Origin of the sequence: Micromonospora sp. NPDC051141 (assembly GCF_044455765.1) — a bacterium.
Taxonomy (GTDB): Bacteria; Actinomycetota; Actinomycetes; order Mycobacteriales; family Micromonosporaceae; genus Micromonospora.
In genome coordinates this window covers 457,203-472,819 of the sequence record NZ_JBITFD010000001.1, presented here as the reverse complement: position 1 = coordinate 472,819, position 15,617 = coordinate 457,203, and the positions used below count along the sequence as shown (strand labels likewise).

Sequence of the window (15,617 nt, the reverse complement as noted above, 5' to 3'; positions counted from 1 at the left end):
ATGCGCCACATCGTCCCCGACCGGCCGGTCGGCCGGCTGACCGACGCCTGGCGGGCCTGCGTGGGCACCGGGCGGTTCGACCTGGCGCTGCGCCGGGACTACCAGGACTCGCTGGCGCTCGTGCAGCGCGACATCGGGTTCCGGCACATCCGCGGCCACGGGCTGTTCAGCGACGGCGTCGGCGTGCACCAGCCGTACGAGCACCGGGGCGAGCGCCGGGTGCGACACTCGTTCACGTACGTCGACCAGGTCGTCGACGCCTACCTGGAGCGGGGCGTCCGGCCCTTCGTGGAGCTGGGTTTCATGCCGTCGGCGCTCGCCTCCGGGGAGCAGACCGTGTTCTGGTGGCGGGGCAACGTCACACCGCCCCGCTCCTACCCGGAGTGGGGCGAGCTGGTCCGCGCCACGGTGGCCCACCTGGTCGACAGATACGGCCTGGCCGAGGTGCGCGGCTGGCCCATCGAGGTGTGGAACGAACCCAACCTGCCCGACTTCTGGCGCGACGCCGACCAGGCCGCCTACCACCGCCTGTACGAGGTGTCCGCGCACGCGGTCAAGGACGTCGACGCCTCGCTCCAGGTCGGCGGCCCGGCCATCTCCCCCGGCGCGGACGAGTGGCTGGCGCCGTTCGCCGAGTTCGTCGCCGCCCGCGACGTGCCCGTCGACTTCGTCAGTCGCCACGCGTACACCTCCGGCCCGGCCCGGCACGTGCCGTTCGGCACCCACCAGACGCTGGCCCCGGCGGCGGAGCTGCTGGAGCAGTTCGCCGCGCCGCGCCGCCACCTGGCCGGCACCGCGCTGGCGGACCGGCCGGTGCACATCACCGAGTTCAACTCCTCCTACCGGCCGGACAACCCGGTCCACGACACCGCGTTCCACGCCGCCTATCTCGCGCCGGTGCTGGCCGGCGGCGGGGACCTGGTCGACTCGTTCTCGTACTGGACGTTCAGCGACGTGTTCGAGGAGGTGGGCGTACCGACCGCGCCGTTGCACGGCGGCTTCGGCCTGCTCGCCCACCGGCAGCTCAAGAAACCCACCTACCACCTGTACGCGTTCATGGCGCGGCTCGGCGGCGAGGTGCTCGCCCGCGGGGAGGACCACCTGGTCACCCGACACCCGGAGGGGCGGGTCGCGATCCTGGCCTGGGCGCCGGTCGACGTCACCGGCCGGGCGCCGGCGCCGGCGCGGCACACCCTGGCGCTGTCGGTCCCGCTCGGCCCGCCCGGCACCACCTCGGCGTTCCAGCTCCGCTCGTCGGTGAGCGAGGAGGCCGGCAACGTCCGGGCGGCCTGGCGGGAGATGGGCAGCCCGCGCTCGCCCCGCCCCCGGCAACTCGACGCGCTGCGGGAGGCCGCCGAGCCGGTCCGCAGCCACCGGGCCCTGCCGGTCGCCACCGGGCGGGCCGACGTTGACCTCACGCTCGCCCGGCACGAGGTGACGCTCGTCGAGCTGACGCCGGTGGTGGACGAGACGCCGCCGTGGGACGACGGGCGGCTGCTCGATCCGTCCGGTGAGCCGGCCCCGACCCGGCCGGAGCCGTGGTGAGCGGGCCCGGCCGGCGGGAGTTCGGCGACGGGCCGCTGTCGCGGGCCGCCGCGGCCGTGCACATCCTGCTCGTCGTGGAGCTGCTGCTCCTGCTCACCACCGTGCCGGGGCTGGTCGCGCTGGTGCTGCTCGACCGGGACGCCAGCAACCTGCCGCTGGTCGCGCTCTGCCTGCTGCCGGTCGGGCCGGCCGTCTCCGCCGCGCTGCACGCCCTGCGTCACCAGCGCCGGGACCTGACCGACCTGCGGCCCGCCGCCGCGTTCCGGCGCGCCTACCGGACCAACCTGCCGGGCGTGCTGCGGGTCTGGGTGCCGACGCTGGCGTGGTTGACGCTCATCGCGGTGAACCTGGCCCACCTGCCGGCCGCGGCCGTGCCGGCCTGGTGGGCGGTGCCGCTGGCGCTGGTCGGGGCGGGCGTCGCGCTGGTCGGGACCAACGCCCTGGTGATCGTCTCGCTGTTCGCGTTCCGCACCCGCGACGTGGTCCGGCTGGCCGGGTACTTCCTGGTCCGTACGCCCGGTGTCACGGTCGGCAACGTCGTCCTGCTGGGCGCCGCCGCCGGCGTCACCGCCGTCTTCTCCGAGGCGGTGCTCGCGCTCCTGGGCGCGGTCGGTGTGCTGGCGCTGCTCCGGATCGGCGACCCGATGATCGACGTGATCCGGAGGGAGTTCACCACGTGAGTACCGCTGCCACGGACGACCCGGCGAGCGGCGCGGAGCCGCTGCCGGTGGACACCACCACCTGGCACGCCGCCTGGCTGCCGCCGGAGGCGTTCCGGGCGATCGGCGCGCGGGGCGTCCTGGTGCACGGTCCCGGCCCGCTGGTGGACACCGTGCTGGACGAGGTGACGCGGGCCTGCGCCCGGTACGGCGGCCGGGTGTGGCGCTCCCCGTCCTGGGACGTCGACGCCGACCTGGTGCTCGCGCTGCGCGACGCCGGTCCGCTGGCGAACGCGACCGCGGAGGCGGTCCGCCTCGCCGCCACACCGGTGGGAAACGGCCGGGGCGACGGCGCGCTGGGCGACGAGGGATTCCTGACCGCCCGCTCGGCGGGCGTGACGGTGGTGCTGGCCGACACGCCGGCCGGCCTGCTGTACGGGCTGTTCCACGTGGTCCGGCTGGGCGCGGCGGCGTTCGACGTCGACCGTCCGGCGCGGCGGCACCGCCCGGCGTTGTCCCGCCGGATGCTCGACCACTGGGACAACGTGGCCGTGCACCCGGTGTCGGGTCAGGTGGAGCGCGGCTACGCCGGCGGCTCGATCTTCTGGCACGACGGCGCGGCGCGGCGGGACACGGCCCGGATCCGGGACTACGGGCGGCTGCTCGCGGCCACCGGGATCAACGCGGTCTCGGTGAACAACGTCAACGTGCACGACACCGAGGCGCGGCTGCTGACCGACCGGCTGGGCGACGTGGCGGAGATCGCGGACGTGCTGCGCCCGTACGGTGTGCGGGTGCACCTGGCGGTGACATTCGCCGCCCCGGTGGTGCTCGGCGGCCTGCTGACCGCCGACCCCCACGACGACCGGGTGCGGGCCTGGTGGGCCGCCGCCGCCGAGCGGGTGTACGCGCGCATCCCGGACTTCGGCGGCTTCCTGGTCAAGGCCGACTCCGAGGGCCGGCCCGGCCCGTTCACCTACGGGCGCGACCATGCCGACGGGGCGAACCTGCTGGCCGCCGCGCTCGCACCGTACGGCGGGGTGGTGCACTGGCGGGCGTTCGTCTACGACCACCACCAGGACTGGCGGGACCGGTCGACGGACCGGGCCCGGGCCGCGTACGACCACTTCACCCCGTTGGACGGGCGCTTCGCCGACAACGTGATCGTCCAGGTGAAGTTCGGCCCGGTGGACTTCCAGGTCCGCGAGCCGGTGTCGCCGCTGCTGCTGGCCATGCCGGCCACCCGGATGGCGATCGAGGTGCAGGTGACGCAGGAGTACACCGGCCAGCAGTGGCACGTCTGCTGGCTCGGCCCCTGCTGGAGCGAGGTGCTGCGGTTCGCGCCCCGGGGCGACGCCGGCACGGTCGCCGACGTGGTGGCCGGCGCACGCGGCGGCGGCCTGGCCGCGGTGGCCAACACCGGGGCCGACCCGTTCTGGACCGGGCATCCGCTGGCCCAGGCCAACCTGTACGCCGTCGGCCGGCTCGCCTGGGATCCCCGCCTGGAGCCCGACGCGGTGCTCGACGAGTGGATCGGGTTGACGTGGCCGCCGGCCACGACGCCCGACCCGGACCTGCTGCGGCGGACGCTGCACGAGATCATGGACGACTCCTGGCGCGGCTACGAGCGGTACACCGCGCCGCTGGGCGTCGGTTTCATGGTGCGGCCCGGGCACCACTACGGGCCCGACGTGGACGGCTACGAGTACACCGCCTGGGGCACCTACCACTTCGCCGACCGGGACGGCGTCGGGGTGGACCGCACCCGGGCGACCGGGACCGGGTTCACCGGCCAGTACCCGGCGCCCTGGTCGGAGGTGTACGAGTCACGCGAGCGGTGCCCGGACGAACTGCTGCTCTTCTTCCACCACGTCCCCTACGACCACGTGCTGCACAGTGGCCGCACGGTGATCCAGCACATCTACGACACGCACTTCGCCGGCGTCGAGCAGGTGGAGGCGATGCGGGAGCGGTGGCGCCGGCTCGCCGGCCTGGTCGAACCGGCGGTGCACGAACGGGTGGCCGAGCGCCTCGACGAGCAGGTCCGCAGCGCCATCCAGTGGCGGGACCAGATCAACACCTACTTCTTCCGCAAGTCCGGGGTGCCGGACGCGTACGGTCGCCGCATCTGGTGACCCGACGCGGTCACCACGGGTGCACCGTGCCGTCGGTCAGCCGGTTCACCGGCAGGTAGGCCGGCGCGTACGGGAACCGGGCCGCCGCCGCCTCGTCGATGTCCACCCCGAGGCCGGGCGTCTCGGCGGGGTGCAGGTAGCCGTCGGCGAAGTGGTAGCCGTGCGGGAAGACCTCGTCGGTCTCCTCGGTGTGCCGCATGTACTCCTGGAGGCCGAAGTTCGGGATGGCCAGGTCGAGGTGGAGCGCGGCGGCCATGCAGACCGGCGACAGGTCGGTGGCCCCGTGCGAGCCGCTGCGCACGTGGTGCAGCGCCGCGAGGTCGAAGATGCGCCGCAGGTGGGTGAGCCCGCCGGCGTGCACCACCGTGGCGCGGACGTAGTCGATGAGCTGTTCCCGGATGAGCTGGGCGGCGTCCCAGATGCTGGTGAAGACCTCGCCGACGGCGACCGGGGTGGTGGTGTGCTGTCGGATGAGCCGGAAGCCCTCGGGCAGGTCCGCCGGGACCGGATCCTCCATCCAGGTCAGCGCGTACGGCTCCAGGCTGCGCCCGAGCCGGGCCGCCTCGATCGGGGTGAGCCGGTGGTGCACGTCGTGCAGCAGCCGCAGGGTGGGGCCGAACTCGTCCCGGACCCGGGCGAACACGCCCGGCACGTGGGCGAGGTACGCCTCGGTCGACCAGGTGGTCTCGCTGGGCAGCGCGGCGTCGGCCGGCTCGTAGAACATCTTGTCGGCGCTGACGCCGTAGGTGCGGGGCAGGCCGGGCACGCCGCACTGCACGCGTACCGCGCGGTAGCCGAGGTCGACGTAGCGGGCCACCTCGGCCAGCACCTCGTCGACGGTCTCGCCGTTGGCGTGGCCGTAGACGGTGACGCCCTCGCGGGACCGGCCGCCGAGCAACTGGTAGACCGGCAGCCCGGCGACCTTGCCCTTGATGTCCCAGAGCGCGGTGTCCACCGCCGCGATCGCGCTCATCGTGACCGGCCCGCGTCGCCAGTACGAGCCCTGGTAGAGGTACTGCCAGGTGTCCTCGATACGGGCCGGGTCGCGGCCGATCAGCAGCGGAACCACGTGGTCGCGCAGGTAGGACGCGACGGCCAGCTCGCGACCGTTGAGGGTGGCGTCGCCGACTCCGGTGACGCCCTCGTCGGTGACCACCTTGAGGGTGACGAAGTTGCGGCCGGGGCAGGTCAGAATGACCCGAGCATCGACGATCCTCATCGTCGTGACATTAACAGACATTCATGGATACGGAGGCGACAGGTCAGGTCGTCGGCACCCAGGCCACCGTCCGCATGGTGGCCGGGGCGGTCGCCTTCAGGCCGGTGTCGGAGACGGTCCAGAGCACCCCGTCGACCACCAGCGACCGGCGGACCGGCGTCCACTCCGCACCGTCGCCCAGCGACGGCGGATGGTCGATCGTGCCGGCCACCGTGAACCCGTCGTCGCCGACCCGCAGCGCCAGCATCCCGGTGGCCGGCGCGGCCCGGCCGGCCTCCCCGCCGGCCCGGTCGGTGACCACGCCCGGTCGGCTCACCGGCAGCACCACCAGGCGCTCCGGCGCCCAGTACAGGAACGCGTGCGGGTCGGCCTCCGCGTCGGACCAGCCCCGCGCGACGTGGTGCCGGGCGATCCGGGTCGGCCGGGCCGGGTCGGCGACGTCGAACAGCGACACCTGGGTGCCCAGGACCTGCCCCCGGTCGGTCGCCTCCTGCCCGACCCCGAGCAGTCGGCCGTCCCCGGCCGGATGCAGGTACGACGAGTACCCGTTGATCTTCAGCTCGCCGGTCACCCGGGGCGCGGCCGGGTTCCGCAGGTCCACCGCGTACAGCGGGTCGGTCTGCCGGAACGTCACCGCGTAGCCGGTGGGACCGAGGAACCGCACCGCGAAGATCCGCTCGCCCCGACCCAGCCCGGTGACCTGCCCGACCCGGGTGAGCGTCGGGCCGTCGGGCCGCAGCACGTAGACGCCGGAGGTGGACCGGTCCCCGCGGCCCCACCGGTCGCCGGTGGTGGTGGCCACCCGCAGGTGGCCGTTCCACTCGGACAACGCGTACTGGTTGATCAGCCAGCCCGGCACCGAGCCGGACGCGACGTGACGGGGGGTGCGCCCCGTCAGGTCGAACTGGTAGATCTCGGTGCCGCCGTCCGCCCCGCCCGGCGACGCCAGCGGCATCCGCCGGCGCTGGTCGTTGGTGAGATAGAGGCGAGGACCGCTGCTGTAGACCGTGTCGCCGTCGGCCGCGACGGTCACCGGGTCACCGGCGCCGAGCGTGGACGCGCCGAGATCGAAGCTGAGCACGGTCACCATCGCGACCCCGGAGAAGCCGGCCGGTCGGCTCACCCGGTCGCAGTCCACCCGCCCGGTGGCGATGCGGCCACCCTCGCGGACCTCGTACCGGGGCAGCCAGTCGTCGATCGTGGCCCGGTCGACGACGGCGCGGTTGGCGGCGGTCCGCTGCGCGTCGGTGCCCCGGCCCGACGCGGGGAAGGCCAGCCGGGGCGCGGAGCGGACCACCACCCGGGCGGTCGCGCCGACCTGCCGCGCGTCGACCATGCTGCCGTCGATCCGGTAGTCACCGAGGATCCGCGGCGTCCCGGCGAGGTCGACCAGGACCAGCCGGGCCTGCGGCCCGTCCGGGGCGGGCCGCCCCTTCGGCGCGGCGGACTTGACCATCCACCGGGCCGGGAGCAGCACCAGCGCCCGGTCGCCGTGCAGCAGCAGGCTGGTGTCACCCCCGGCGAACCGCTCCCCCGCCGTCGGGTCGATCGCCAGCCGTCCGGTCAGCCGGCGGCTCACCGGATCCACCACGGACAGCACGCCCCGGGTCACCGAGACGATCCGCCGGCCGTCGGTCTTGACCAGGTCCGGCTCGTCCACCCCGGCCTCGTGCACCGTGGTGCCGGAGAAGCCAGCCGTGGGCGCGCTCGCCGCGTCCTTGGCGGCGGCCGGTCCGTCGCCCCGCTCGGCGGTGACAATCGGCATGGTGTCACCGTCCGGTCCGATTCCCCACGGACCGACCACCGCCCGCGCCGCAGCCCGGAGCTGCCGCAACGCCTCCTCGCAGGAGTCGAACGCGACCAACCGCAGCCCACCGGCCGGGCCGCCCCAGGGCGGCGGCTCGGCCGGTGGCGCGGCGGTGCAGCCGGCGAGGGTCAGCGCGACGACCGTCACCCATCCGACGGTTCGGGATCTGCCACCAGTCATGGACCCTCAGACGTGGCCGCCCCGGACGCGGTTCCCCGGACCCGGCGGCTCAGCCGCCGGCCATCGCGCCGAGCACGATGAACGGCTCCTTGCCGACGACCACCTCCTCGGGCAGCGGCGCGTCCGGCGACTCGTGCGACAGGTCCTGTTCGCAGGCGTAGAAGCGGACGAACGGGCGGCGCACGCCGCTGTGCCGGTCGCGGATCGTGCCCCGCAGCATCGGGTACGCGGCCTCCAGCGCGTCGAGCACCTCGCGCTGCGTGGGCGGACCGGCCACCTCGACGCGCACCTCGCCGGTGACGTGCGCCAGGTTCTTCAGGTGGGCCGGCAGCACGACCCGGATCACGGCAGCACCTGCACCTCGACGGAGAGCACCGGCGGCAGGTCGCGCACGATCGGCGCCCAACTGTCGCCGGCGTCCGCCGAGTGGTAGACCTGCCCGCCGGAGGTGCCGAAGTAGATCCCGCACTCGTCGAGCGTGTCGACCGCCATCGCGTCCCGCAGCACGTTGACGTAGCAGTGCGACTGCGGCAGGCCCTCGGTCAGCGGCTCCCAGTGCTCGCCGCCGGTGCGGCTGCGGTAGACCCGCAGCCGGCCGTCCGGCGGGTAGTGCAGCGAGTCGCTGGTGATCGGCACCACGTAGATCGTCTCGGGCTCGTGCGCGTGCACCGCGATCGGGAAGCCGAAGTCCGAGGGGAGGTTGCCGCTGACCTCCCGCCAGCTCCCGCCGGCGTCGTCGGTGCGCATCACGTCCCAGTGCTTCTGCATGAACAGGGTGTCGGGGCGGGACGGATGCTGGGCCAGCCGGTGCACGCAGTGGCCGGTCTCCGAATCCTGGTCGGGGATCTCCGCCGACCGCAGCCCCTTGTTGATCGGCAGCCAGCTCGCGCCGCCGTCGTCGCTGCGGAACGCCCCCGCCGCCGAGATCGCCACGTAGATCCGGTCCCGGTGGACCGGGTCCAGGATGATCGTGTGCAGGCACATCCCGCCCGCGCCGGGCTGCCAGCCGGGACCGCTCGGGTGCTGGCGCAGCGCGGTCAGCTCGGTCCACTTCTCGCCGCCGTCGGTGGAGACGTAGAGCGCGGCGTCCTCCGCGCCCGCGTACACCGTGTCGGGGTCGTGACGGGACGGTTCGAGATGCCAGATCCGCTTGAACTCCCACGGCCTGGGCGTGCCGTCATACCAGAGGTGCTGGCCGACGTCCCCGGCGTAGGCGAAGTCGTTGCCGACCGGGGCCCAGCTCCGACCGCCGTCGTCCGAGCGCTGGATGAGCTGCCCGAACCAGCCGCCGGACTGGGAGGCGTAGAGCCGGTCCGGAGCGACCGGGGAGCCGGTCAGATGGTAGATCTCCCAGCCGCCGAAGTGCGGGCCGTCGACCGTCCAGTCGCGGCGCCGCTCGTCCGACGTCAGCAGGAACGCGCCCTTGCGCGTGCCGACAAGCACTCGAACTATGCTCATATCCTCATCCTTTGTCCGCAGGTGCAGCAGCTATGACCACGGATCGCGTCGAGACTCATCGGTGTTCTACTCCCCGGCTACGACAATCGACGGCCCCACCGGCGGCGGCAAGGACGCCGCGCCGGCCGTCCGGGTTGTCGGTGGGAGTGGTTAACCTGCGCGCGTGACCGGCCCCGGAGACGTCCCACCCGCCCACCTCGACCGCCTGCGACCGGTCTGCCTCGGCCTGCCGGAGACCCGCGAGGAGCCCGCCTGGGTGGGCCTGCGCTGGCGGATCCGCGCCCGCACGTTCGCCCACGCGTACACCGTCGGCCCCGACCACCCGGCCGCCGTCGCGCGGGCCACCGCGACCGAGGAGCCGCTCTGCGTGCTGACGTTCCGCGCGCCCGGCGACGAGGTCGCCGGGCTACTCGCCGCCGGTCCTCCGTTCTTCGCGCCGGGCTGGGGCGCCGACGTGGTCGGGATGGCGCTCGACGACGCGACGGACTGGACCGAGGTCGCCGAGCTGCTCACCGAGAGCTACTGCCTGCGGGCGCCGAGGAAGCTGGCCGCCCGGGTCGACCGGCCGCCGGGCTGAGTCAGCCGAGCTTCTTGCACAGCGTCTCGAACGCCAGGTCCGGGCGACGCGGCACGCCGAAGCGCTCGTCGCCGTAGGGGAACGGGCTCAACTCGCCGGTGCGGGCGTAGCCGCGTCGCTCGTACCAGGCGATCAGGTCGTCGCGCTGGACGATCACGGTCATCCGCAGCTCACCGGCGTGCCAGCGCTCCCGGGCGTACCGCTCGGCCTCGGCGAGCAGCTCCCGGCCCAGGCCGCCGCCCTGGTGACCGGGCGCGACCGCGAACATGCCGAAGTACGCGTGGTCGTCCCGGCGCTCCAGCTGGCAGCAGGCGACCGGCGCGCCGTCCCGCTCCGCCAGCAGCACCACGCCGGCCGGGCCGGTCACCGCCGCGGCCACCATCTCCGGGTCGGTGCGCTGGCCGTCGAGCAGGTCCGCCTCGTGGGTCCAACCGGTCCGGGCCCGGTCCCCCCGGTAGGCCGACTCGATCAGGTCGACCAGGGCGGGCACGTCGGCGGGTCCTGCGGTACGGGTCGTGGTGCTGGTCATCGTGTTCTCCACGGTCGGCGCGGCGTACCCCGCCAGCGTACGCAGGCGGATGTGCGACGCACCCGGCGGCACGGGACGGCCGGGACCGGCGCGGCGTGGTTCACTGCCGGCGTGGAGACGACCATCGGCGCGTCGGGCCGGCCGGCGACGCTCGACCTGCCGGCCGGGCCGGCCCGGGGCGGGTTGGTGGTGCTGCACGGTTCGCACGCCGACCAGCGGTCCCACTTCCTCTACCGGCACCTCGCCCGACTGCTGCCGCCGGCCGGCGTCGCGGTGCTGCGCTACGACCGCCGCCCCCGGGTAGACGGCCGCGACGTGCCACTCGCCGACCAGGCCGAGGACGCCGCCGCCGCGGTGACCGTGCTGCGCCGGCACGTCGACCCGGCGCCGATCGGGCTGTGGGGCTTCAGCCAGGGGGCCTGGGCGGCGGCGGTCACCGCCGCCGCGCACCCCGTCGACTTCCTGATCCTGGTCGGGTGCAGCGGGGTCAGCCCGGCCGCGCAGATGCGCTACGGCACCGCCGAGCAGCTACGCCGGCACGACTACGGGCCGGCCGACGTGGCCGAGCTGACCCGGTTGCGCGAGGCCGCCGAGGGGTTCCAACGCGGCGACGTGCCGCGCCCGACCGCGCAGGCGGCGCTGACGGCCGCGCTGTCGCGGCCCTGGTTCCCGCTGGCGTTCCTCCCCCGCGAGCTGCCCCAGCGGCCGGGCACCTGGGCCGACATGGATTTCGACCCGGCGCCGGTGTTCGCCCGGCTGGCCGGTCCGGTGCTGCTCTGCTACGGCGAGACCGACGCCTGGATCCCGATCGAGGAGAGCATCGCGGTGTGGCGACGGGCGGCCCGCCACGCCGACCTGACCGTGGTCCGCCTGCCCGGTTGCGACCACGCGCCCACGCTCGGGGAGCGCGAGGAGTTGGCCGCCGTCAGCCCACGCTACGAGGCCGTGCTGCTCGACTGGCTCGACCGGCGGCTCCCGGCTCCCGGGTCCCCGTCGGCGTGACCGGCGAAACCGCGTCGCCGCCGACCCGAGGCGCGGCTACGCTGCGCGCCATGACCGCCGAGCTGCCCCCGTTCGAGTTCGCCTTCCCCGGCCCGCTGCGTGACCAACTGGTCGCCGCCGTGCTGGACGGCACCAAGACCAGCACCACCGGGCTGCTCCAGGACTACGAGATCGACGGCGAGCCGCTGCCGACCGTCGGCACCCGGTTCGCGGTGATCGACTCCGCCGGCCGGCCGGTGGCCGTGATCGAGCTGGTCGAGGTCCGCGTGGCCCGGCTCGGCGACGTGGACCTCGACCACGCCCGGGACGAGGGCGAGGGCTACGCGTCGGTCGCCGCCTGGCGCGCCGGGCACGAGGACTACTGGCACGGCGACGACTACCGGGCGTGGCTCGGCGACCCGACGTTCACGGTCGACGACGACACACCCGCCGTGCTGGAGCGCTTCCGCCTCGTCGAGACGCGGTGACGGCACGCTCAGCCCGCTTCGGGTGCGGTTGTCGTCGCTCTGGCGACAACAAACGCACCCAACCCCGGCGGGGGCAGGCGAGGCGAGGGCCGGCCAGCAATACCAGCTCCTTCGGGTCCATCGAATCGCTTCCGGCCTGCCACATCTCGCCTGCTGCCGTACCGGCGGAATTGAGGGGGCATATTCAGGGGTTGCGCGTCGAACCCCCTGAGCGAATGCGCATTCCTTGCCGGGCCGACAATTCCACGGCTACTTTTCTCGACGTTGCGCTCACGCACCGCCGCGAAGGAGAGCACCCGTGGACCTCACCCTGACCTTTGACAACGCGTACGCGGCGCACGCCGCGGTCGTCATGTCGACAGTCGCCGAGTCGAACCCGGGCGAGACGCTCCGGTACTGGCTGGTGGCCGCCGACGACGTGCCGGCGAGCGCCCGGAACACGCTCACCCGCATCGCCGGGCCCAACGCCACCGTGGAGTTCCTCCGGGTGGACGCCGCGCAGGTGAACCTGTCGAAGGGCAGCGACCCGCTGATGGCGTACCTGTCCCCGGCGATGTACCTGCGGCTGCTGGTCCCGGCGGCGCTGCCGGCGGACGTGCAGCGGCTGCTCTACCTGGACTGCGACACGATGTGCCTGAACAGCCTCAAGCCGCTGTTCGAGCTGGACATGGGCGGGGTGCCGCTCGGCGGGGTGCGGGACCCGTTCAACCGCCGGCTGCTGGACATGGGCGGCATCCCCGGCCTGTCGAGCTACGACCACCTCGACCCGCACGCGCTCTACTTCAACTCCGGCGTGCTGCTGATCGACGTGCCGCGCTGGAAGGAGTGCGAGGTGAGCGAGGTGTCGTTGGACTACCTGCGTCGGCACGCGCACGAGTCCCGCTACCCGGACCAGGACGCGCTCAACTTCGCGGTGCACGCCAACTGGCTGCGGCTGCCGTGGCGGTGGAACGACCTGATGGCCTGGCGTCGGGAGCCGGAGTTCGGCGGCAAGCTCACCGACTCGTCGATCATCCACACCGCCGGCCCGGTCAAGCCGTGGCAGCCCGGCTTCCCGCAGGGCGCCCGGCGGGACTTCTACTGGCAGCACCGGCGGCGCAGCGGCGGTGGCCTCGGGTCGACGCTGCGTCGCTGATCCTCGCGGACACGACGAACGGCCCCGCCCGTCGGGCGGGGCCGTTCGTCGTCGTCGGGCGCCTAGGGGCCGGGCACCGCCCAGCGCAGGCCGGCCGGGTCCCGGAACACCACGCCCACCGGCGGGCCGCCACCTGTGGGTTCGAGCGTCGCGCCGGCCGCCAGCGCCCGCTGCACGAGCAGGTGCGGATCGGCCGGCGCGAGCGGCAGCGGGCCACCCGGACCGCCCGGATCACCCGGGCCGTCGGACCACTCGCTGACCGTCAGCCGGTGGCCGTCGACCACCAGTTCGGCGTGCAGGACGCGGCCGTCCAGCAGACACTCCCGCTGCACCGGCACCGCCTCGAAGACCGCCGCGTAGAACGCGGTCACCGTGGCGACGTCGGTCACCGTCAGGTGCGCACCGTTGCGCGGATCCCCGACGCCCATCGCGTTACCGCCTCTCGTTCACTCCGCGATACGGGTTCGGCCGGTCCAGCGGAAGACCGCCGGCGTGCCGTCGACGACGCCGGCCGGATCCCGCTCGAAGTGCTCGTAGCCCCCGTAGTGCCGTACCTTGATCTTGGATTCCACCGGGGACACCCGGTGGTTGCGCAGCTCGACCGGCAGCGTCGCCGGCCCGCCCTCCAGCACCGCCTCGACGATGCCGGTGGCGTCCGTGCCTATCTGGTGGGCCGCCAGCGGCCAGGCGGTCCGGTCGTCACCGTTGACGAAGGACGTCGCCGTCCGGACGGCCGGGGCGGGATCGGAAGAAGCTGTCATGGCACGACCTCCGTCGCTCGTGTTCCGCCTCGCCGTGCGCGCGCCGCGGGCGCCGCGCACGAGCGCGGGGCGGATCGCCGCCGGTTCCGCCGGGGCGGACCGTGCGGGCGATCTCCCGTGCGACTCGAACGTAATCCAGATCACACTGCCGACGTACCCTTAGCCGCCCCCTAGCGAGGGCCGGCGGGCCCTACTCCCAGCGGAACAGGCGGGTGGCGAGCAGGCAGCCCAGGACGGCGGTGCCGGCCAGCACGAGCAGCTGCGACACGGACGGGCTCTGCCCGGCCCACGCCGCGGAGAGGGTGTCCAAGGTGGCGCCCAGCGGCGAGTATTCCCCGATGCGGGCCAGCACGGTGGGCATCTGGTCGCGGGGCAGCCAGGCCCCGGCCAGGAACAGCAGCGGGAAGAACAGCGTCGGCCCGATGGACTGCGCCGACCGCGCGGACGGGGCGAGCGCGGCGATGAGCAGGCCGATCGCGAACAGGCAGGCCACCCCGAGCAGGAAGGCCAGCACGAAACCGGGCACGTTGGCCGGCGCGGGCTGGTCCAGCAGGAAACGTACGCCGACCGCGGTGACCACCGCGCCGGCCACGCCCATGGCCAGGTTGACCACCACCTGGGCGATGAGCAGCAACGCCGGGCTGACCGGGGTGGTGGCCAGCCGGCGCAGCACCTTGCGTTCCCGGTAGATGCCCAGCGCCATCGGCAGCGTGAACAGCGCCAGCATCCCGATCGTCAGGGAGAGCGCGATGGACGGCAGGAACGTCTGCTCGCCGTGCTGCCCGGGGGTCGCCTCCTGGGGGGCCCCACGCTGCGGCAGGCCGAACACCAGCATCAGGCCCAGCGGCAGCGCGAAGACGAAGAACAGCGAGACCGGCTCCCGCAGGAACAGCTTGGCCTCGACGGCGACGAGCTTGGACAGGGCGTTCACGATGACCTTCCGTCGAGCGCCGGCGGGGTGGCCGGGTGGCCGGTGAGGGAGACGAACGCGTCGTCCAGGGTGGGCTGCTCGACCCGGAGGCCGGAGTAACGGATCTTGCGCTCGGTCAGTGCCGACAGCACCGCCTGGAGCACCTCCTCGGGCCCGGTGACGGTGACCTCGTCGCCGTCCCGGCGCACGGAGCTGACCTCGGGCAGCGCGGACAGCAGCGCGTCGTCGAGGTGGTCGACCAGGCGGAAGTGCACCCGGTGCTCGGCGTCCACCCGGGACATCAGCCCGGCCGGCGTGTCGATGGCGACCACCCGACCGGCGTCGATGAGCGCGAGCCGGTCGCAGAGCCGCTCGGCCTCGGCCATGAAGTGGGTGACCAGCACGACCGTCACGCCCCGGTCGCGGATCCGCTCGACCAGGTCCCAGGTGTCGCGCCGGCCCTTCGGGTCCAGCCCGGTGGTCAGCTCGTCGAGGATGGCGATCTCGGGGCGGCCGACCAGCGCCAGCGCCACCGACAGGCGCTGCTTCTGGCCGCCGGAGAGCTTGTGGAACGCGGTGTTGCGTTGCTCGGCCAGCCCGAGGTCGGCCAGCAGCTCGTCGATGTCGGCCCGGTTGCGGTAGAAGGAGCGGTAGAGGTCGAGCGCCTCCCGTACCCGCAGCTTGTCGGGGAGCTGGCTCTCCTGGAGCTGGGCGCCGACCCGCTGGCGCACCTCGGTGCGGTCCCGGATCGGGTCGAGCCCGAGCACCCGCACCGTGCCGCCGTCGGCGCGACGCAGGCCCTGCACGCACTCCACGGTGGTGGTCTTGCCGGCGCCGTTGCGGCCGAGCACCCCGAAGATCTCGCCCTGCTCCACGCTGAACGAGACGTCGTCGACCGCCACCTTGTCGCCGTACCTCTTGTGCAGGTGCTCGACTTCGATGACCGGCATCTGGCGGGATCCTCCGTCGGGTACGGGTGCCGCCGGCGAGTCGCGGCGTCGGATGTGGGCGGGAGCGACCCGCGCGGCGGGCCGACGCCGCCCATCATCCGGGCAACCGAGACCCGGTTCAACCCATCGGCCGATGAATCGGGGGTGTACGGCCGCCGCCAGGGGTGTCGGACGGTCACCCGGCGTGTCGTCGGGCCCGGTGGGCACAGGGGGTGGCCGGCTCCCGGGCGGCCCGGTTACGGTCGGTGCGCCGCCGTCGGCGGCGAATCGCGAGAGGGGTGCC

The 15,617-nt window shown here is 73.9% G+C and carries 16 protein-coding genes; 7 read left to right on the top strand and 9 right to left on the bottom strand.

Annotation, left to right across the window (positions count from 1 at the left end):
- From ACIA6B_RS01570 to ACIA6B_RS01560, 3 genes are read left to right on the top strand one after another with little or no spacing between them, the layout of a single operon-like run.
- Positions 1–1,545: a xylan 1,4-beta-xylosidase gene (locus tag ACIA6B_RS01570; RefSeq protein WP_396769859.1), complete on the top strand. Its 1,545-nt coding sequence runs from the start codon at positions 1–3 to the stop codon at positions 1,543–1,545.
- Positions 1,542–2,225 carry a hypothetical protein gene (locus ACIA6B_RS01565; protein WP_396769857.1) on the top strand — a complete coding sequence of 228 codons (684 nt, stop codon included), beginning with the start codon at positions 1,542–1,544 and terminating at the stop codon, positions 2,223–2,225. Before ACIA6B_RS01570 ends, ACIA6B_RS01565 begins: the two co-directional genes overlap by 4 nt.
- On the top strand, positions 2,222–4,339 hold the full coding sequence (locus tag ACIA6B_RS01560; RefSeq protein ID WP_396769855.1) for an alpha-glucuronidase: 2,118 nt from the start codon (positions 2,222–2,224) through the stop codon (positions 4,337–4,339). Before ACIA6B_RS01565 ends, ACIA6B_RS01560 begins: the two co-directional genes overlap by 4 nt.
- Positions 4,340–4,349: 10 nt before the next feature.
- On the opposite strand, the gene manD is transcribed toward ACIA6B_RS01560, so the two are convergent.
- From manD to ACIA6B_RS01540, 4 genes are read right to left on the bottom strand one after another with little or no spacing between them, the layout of a single operon-like run.
- Positions 4,350–5,558, bottom strand: coding sequence for a D-mannonate dehydratase ManD (manD, locus tag ACIA6B_RS01555; RefSeq protein ID WP_396769853.1), 1,209 nt, complete (start codon positions 5,556–5,558; stop codon positions 4,350–4,352).
- A gap of 43 nt (positions 5,559–5,601) precedes the next feature.
- Positions 5,602–7,545 (bottom strand): beta-propeller domain-containing protein, encoded by a 1,944-nt coding sequence (locus tag ACIA6B_RS01550; protein ID WP_396769851.1) that lies wholly within the window; start codon positions 7,543–7,545, stop codon positions 5,602–5,604.
- 49 nt (positions 7,546–7,594) lie between these two features.
- Positions 7,595–7,891 carry a MoaD/ThiS family protein gene (locus ACIA6B_RS01545; RefSeq protein WP_396769849.1) on the bottom strand — a complete coding sequence of 99 codons (297 nt, stop codon included), beginning with the start codon at positions 7,889–7,891 and terminating at the stop codon, positions 7,595–7,597.
- Positions 7,888–9,003, bottom strand: coding sequence for a WD40/YVTN/BNR-like repeat-containing protein (locus tag ACIA6B_RS01540; RefSeq protein ID WP_396769847.1), 1,116 nt, complete (start codon positions 9,001–9,003; stop codon positions 7,888–7,890). Before ACIA6B_RS01540 ends, ACIA6B_RS01545 begins: the two co-directional genes overlap by 4 nt.
- A 163-nt stretch (positions 9,004–9,166) precedes the next feature.
- Between ACIA6B_RS01540 and ACIA6B_RS01535 the strand changes: the two genes are divergently transcribed.
- A complete protein-coding gene (locus tag ACIA6B_RS01535; protein WP_396769845.1) occupies positions 9,167–9,580 on the top strand; it encodes an MmcQ/YjbR family DNA-binding protein in 414 nt (137 codons plus the stop codon).
- 1 nt (position 9,581) lies between these two features.
- Here ACIA6B_RS01535 and ACIA6B_RS01530 read toward each other — a convergent pair whose 3' ends face one another.
- Positions 9,582–10,109 (bottom strand): GNAT family N-acetyltransferase, encoded by a 528-nt coding sequence (locus ACIA6B_RS01530; protein WP_396769843.1) that lies wholly within the window; start codon positions 10,107–10,109, stop codon positions 9,582–9,584.
- 111 nt (positions 10,110–10,220) lie between these two features.
- On the opposite strand from ACIA6B_RS01530, the gene ACIA6B_RS01525 reads away from it, so the two are divergent.
- The 3 genes from ACIA6B_RS01525 to ACIA6B_RS01515 all read left to right on the top strand — a co-directional run bounded on the left by ACIA6B_RS01525 (position 10,221) and on the right by ACIA6B_RS01515 (position 12,713).
- Entirely contained in the window at positions 10,221–11,111 is an 891-nt protein-coding gene (locus ACIA6B_RS01525) for an alpha/beta hydrolase family protein (protein WP_396769841.1), read from the top strand.
- 50 nt (positions 11,112–11,161) lie between these two features.
- Positions 11,162–11,578, top strand: a complete 417-nt coding sequence (locus ACIA6B_RS01520; protein ID WP_396769839.1) for an ASCH domain-containing protein — start codon at positions 11,162–11,164, stop codon at positions 11,576–11,578.
- Between the two features lie 298 nt (positions 11,579–11,876).
- Positions 11,877–12,713 carry a glycosyltransferase family 8 protein gene (locus tag ACIA6B_RS01515; RefSeq protein WP_396769837.1) on the top strand — a complete coding sequence of 279 codons (837 nt, stop codon included), beginning with the start codon at positions 11,877–11,879 and terminating at the stop codon, positions 12,711–12,713.
- A gap of 62 nt (positions 12,714–12,775) precedes the next feature.
- Here the strand turns inward: ACIA6B_RS01515 and ACIA6B_RS01510 are convergent, their stop codons facing one another.
- From ACIA6B_RS01510 to ACIA6B_RS01495, 4 genes are all read right to left on the bottom strand, one after another.
- Positions 12,776–13,141 (bottom strand): VOC family protein, encoded by a 366-nt coding sequence (locus ACIA6B_RS01510; RefSeq protein WP_396769835.1) that lies wholly within the window; start codon positions 13,139–13,141, stop codon positions 12,776–12,778.
- An 18-nt stretch (positions 13,142–13,159) separates the two neighbouring features.
- Positions 13,160–13,474 (bottom strand): DUF5988 family protein, encoded by a 315-nt coding sequence (locus tag ACIA6B_RS01505; RefSeq protein WP_396769833.1) that lies wholly within the window; start codon positions 13,472–13,474, stop codon positions 13,160–13,162.
- Positions 13,475–13,664: 190 nt separating this feature from the next.
- Positions 13,665–14,405: an ABC transporter permease gene (locus tag ACIA6B_RS01500; RefSeq protein WP_396769831.1), complete on the bottom strand. Its 741-nt coding sequence runs from the start codon at positions 14,403–14,405 to the stop codon at positions 13,665–13,667.
- Complete coding sequence (locus ACIA6B_RS01495) at positions 14,402–15,334, bottom strand: ATP-binding cassette domain-containing protein (RefSeq protein ID WP_396769829.1); 933 nt, start codon at positions 15,332–15,334, stop codon at positions 14,402–14,404. The genes ACIA6B_RS01500 and ACIA6B_RS01495 overlap by 4 nt, the downstream gene beginning before the upstream one ends.
- Positions 15,335–15,617 lie beyond the last annotated feature (283 nt).

Excerpts from the sequence above, each read along its gene's own strand:
- ACIA6B_RS01570 (WP_396769859.1), top strand. The coding sequence starts at position 1 with ATGCGCCACATCGTCCCCGACCGGCCGGTCGGCCGGCTGACCGACGCC.
- manD (WP_396769853.1), bottom strand. The coding sequence starts at position 5,558 with ATGAGGATCGTCGATGCTCGGGTCATTCTGACCTGCCCCGGCCGCAAC.
- ACIA6B_RS01550 (WP_396769851.1), bottom strand. The coding sequence starts at position 7,545 with ATGACTGGTGGCAGATCCCGAACCGTCGGATGGGTGACGGTCGTCGCG.
- ACIA6B_RS01540 (WP_396769847.1), bottom strand. The coding sequence starts at position 9,003 with ATGAGCATAGTTCGAGTGCTTGTCGGCACGCGCAAGGGCGCGTTCCTG.
- ACIA6B_RS01530 (WP_396769843.1), bottom strand. The coding sequence starts at position 10,109 with ATGACCAGCACCACGACCCGTACCGCAGGACCCGCCGACGTGCCCGCC.
- ACIA6B_RS01520 (WP_396769839.1), top strand. The coding sequence starts at position 11,162 with ATGACCGCCGAGCTGCCCCCGTTCGAGTTCGCCTTCCCCGGCCCGCTG.
- ACIA6B_RS01510 (WP_396769835.1), bottom strand. The coding sequence starts at position 13,141 with ATGGGCGTCGGGGATCCGCGCAACGGTGCGCACCTGACGGTGACCGAC.
- ACIA6B_RS01505 (WP_396769833.1), bottom strand. The coding sequence starts at position 13,474 with ATGACAGCTTCTTCCGATCCCGCCCCGGCCGTCCGGACGGCGACGTCC.
- ACIA6B_RS01495 (WP_396769829.1), bottom strand. The coding sequence starts at position 15,334 with ATGCCGGTCATCGAAGTCGAGCACCTGCACAAGAGGTACGGCGACAAG.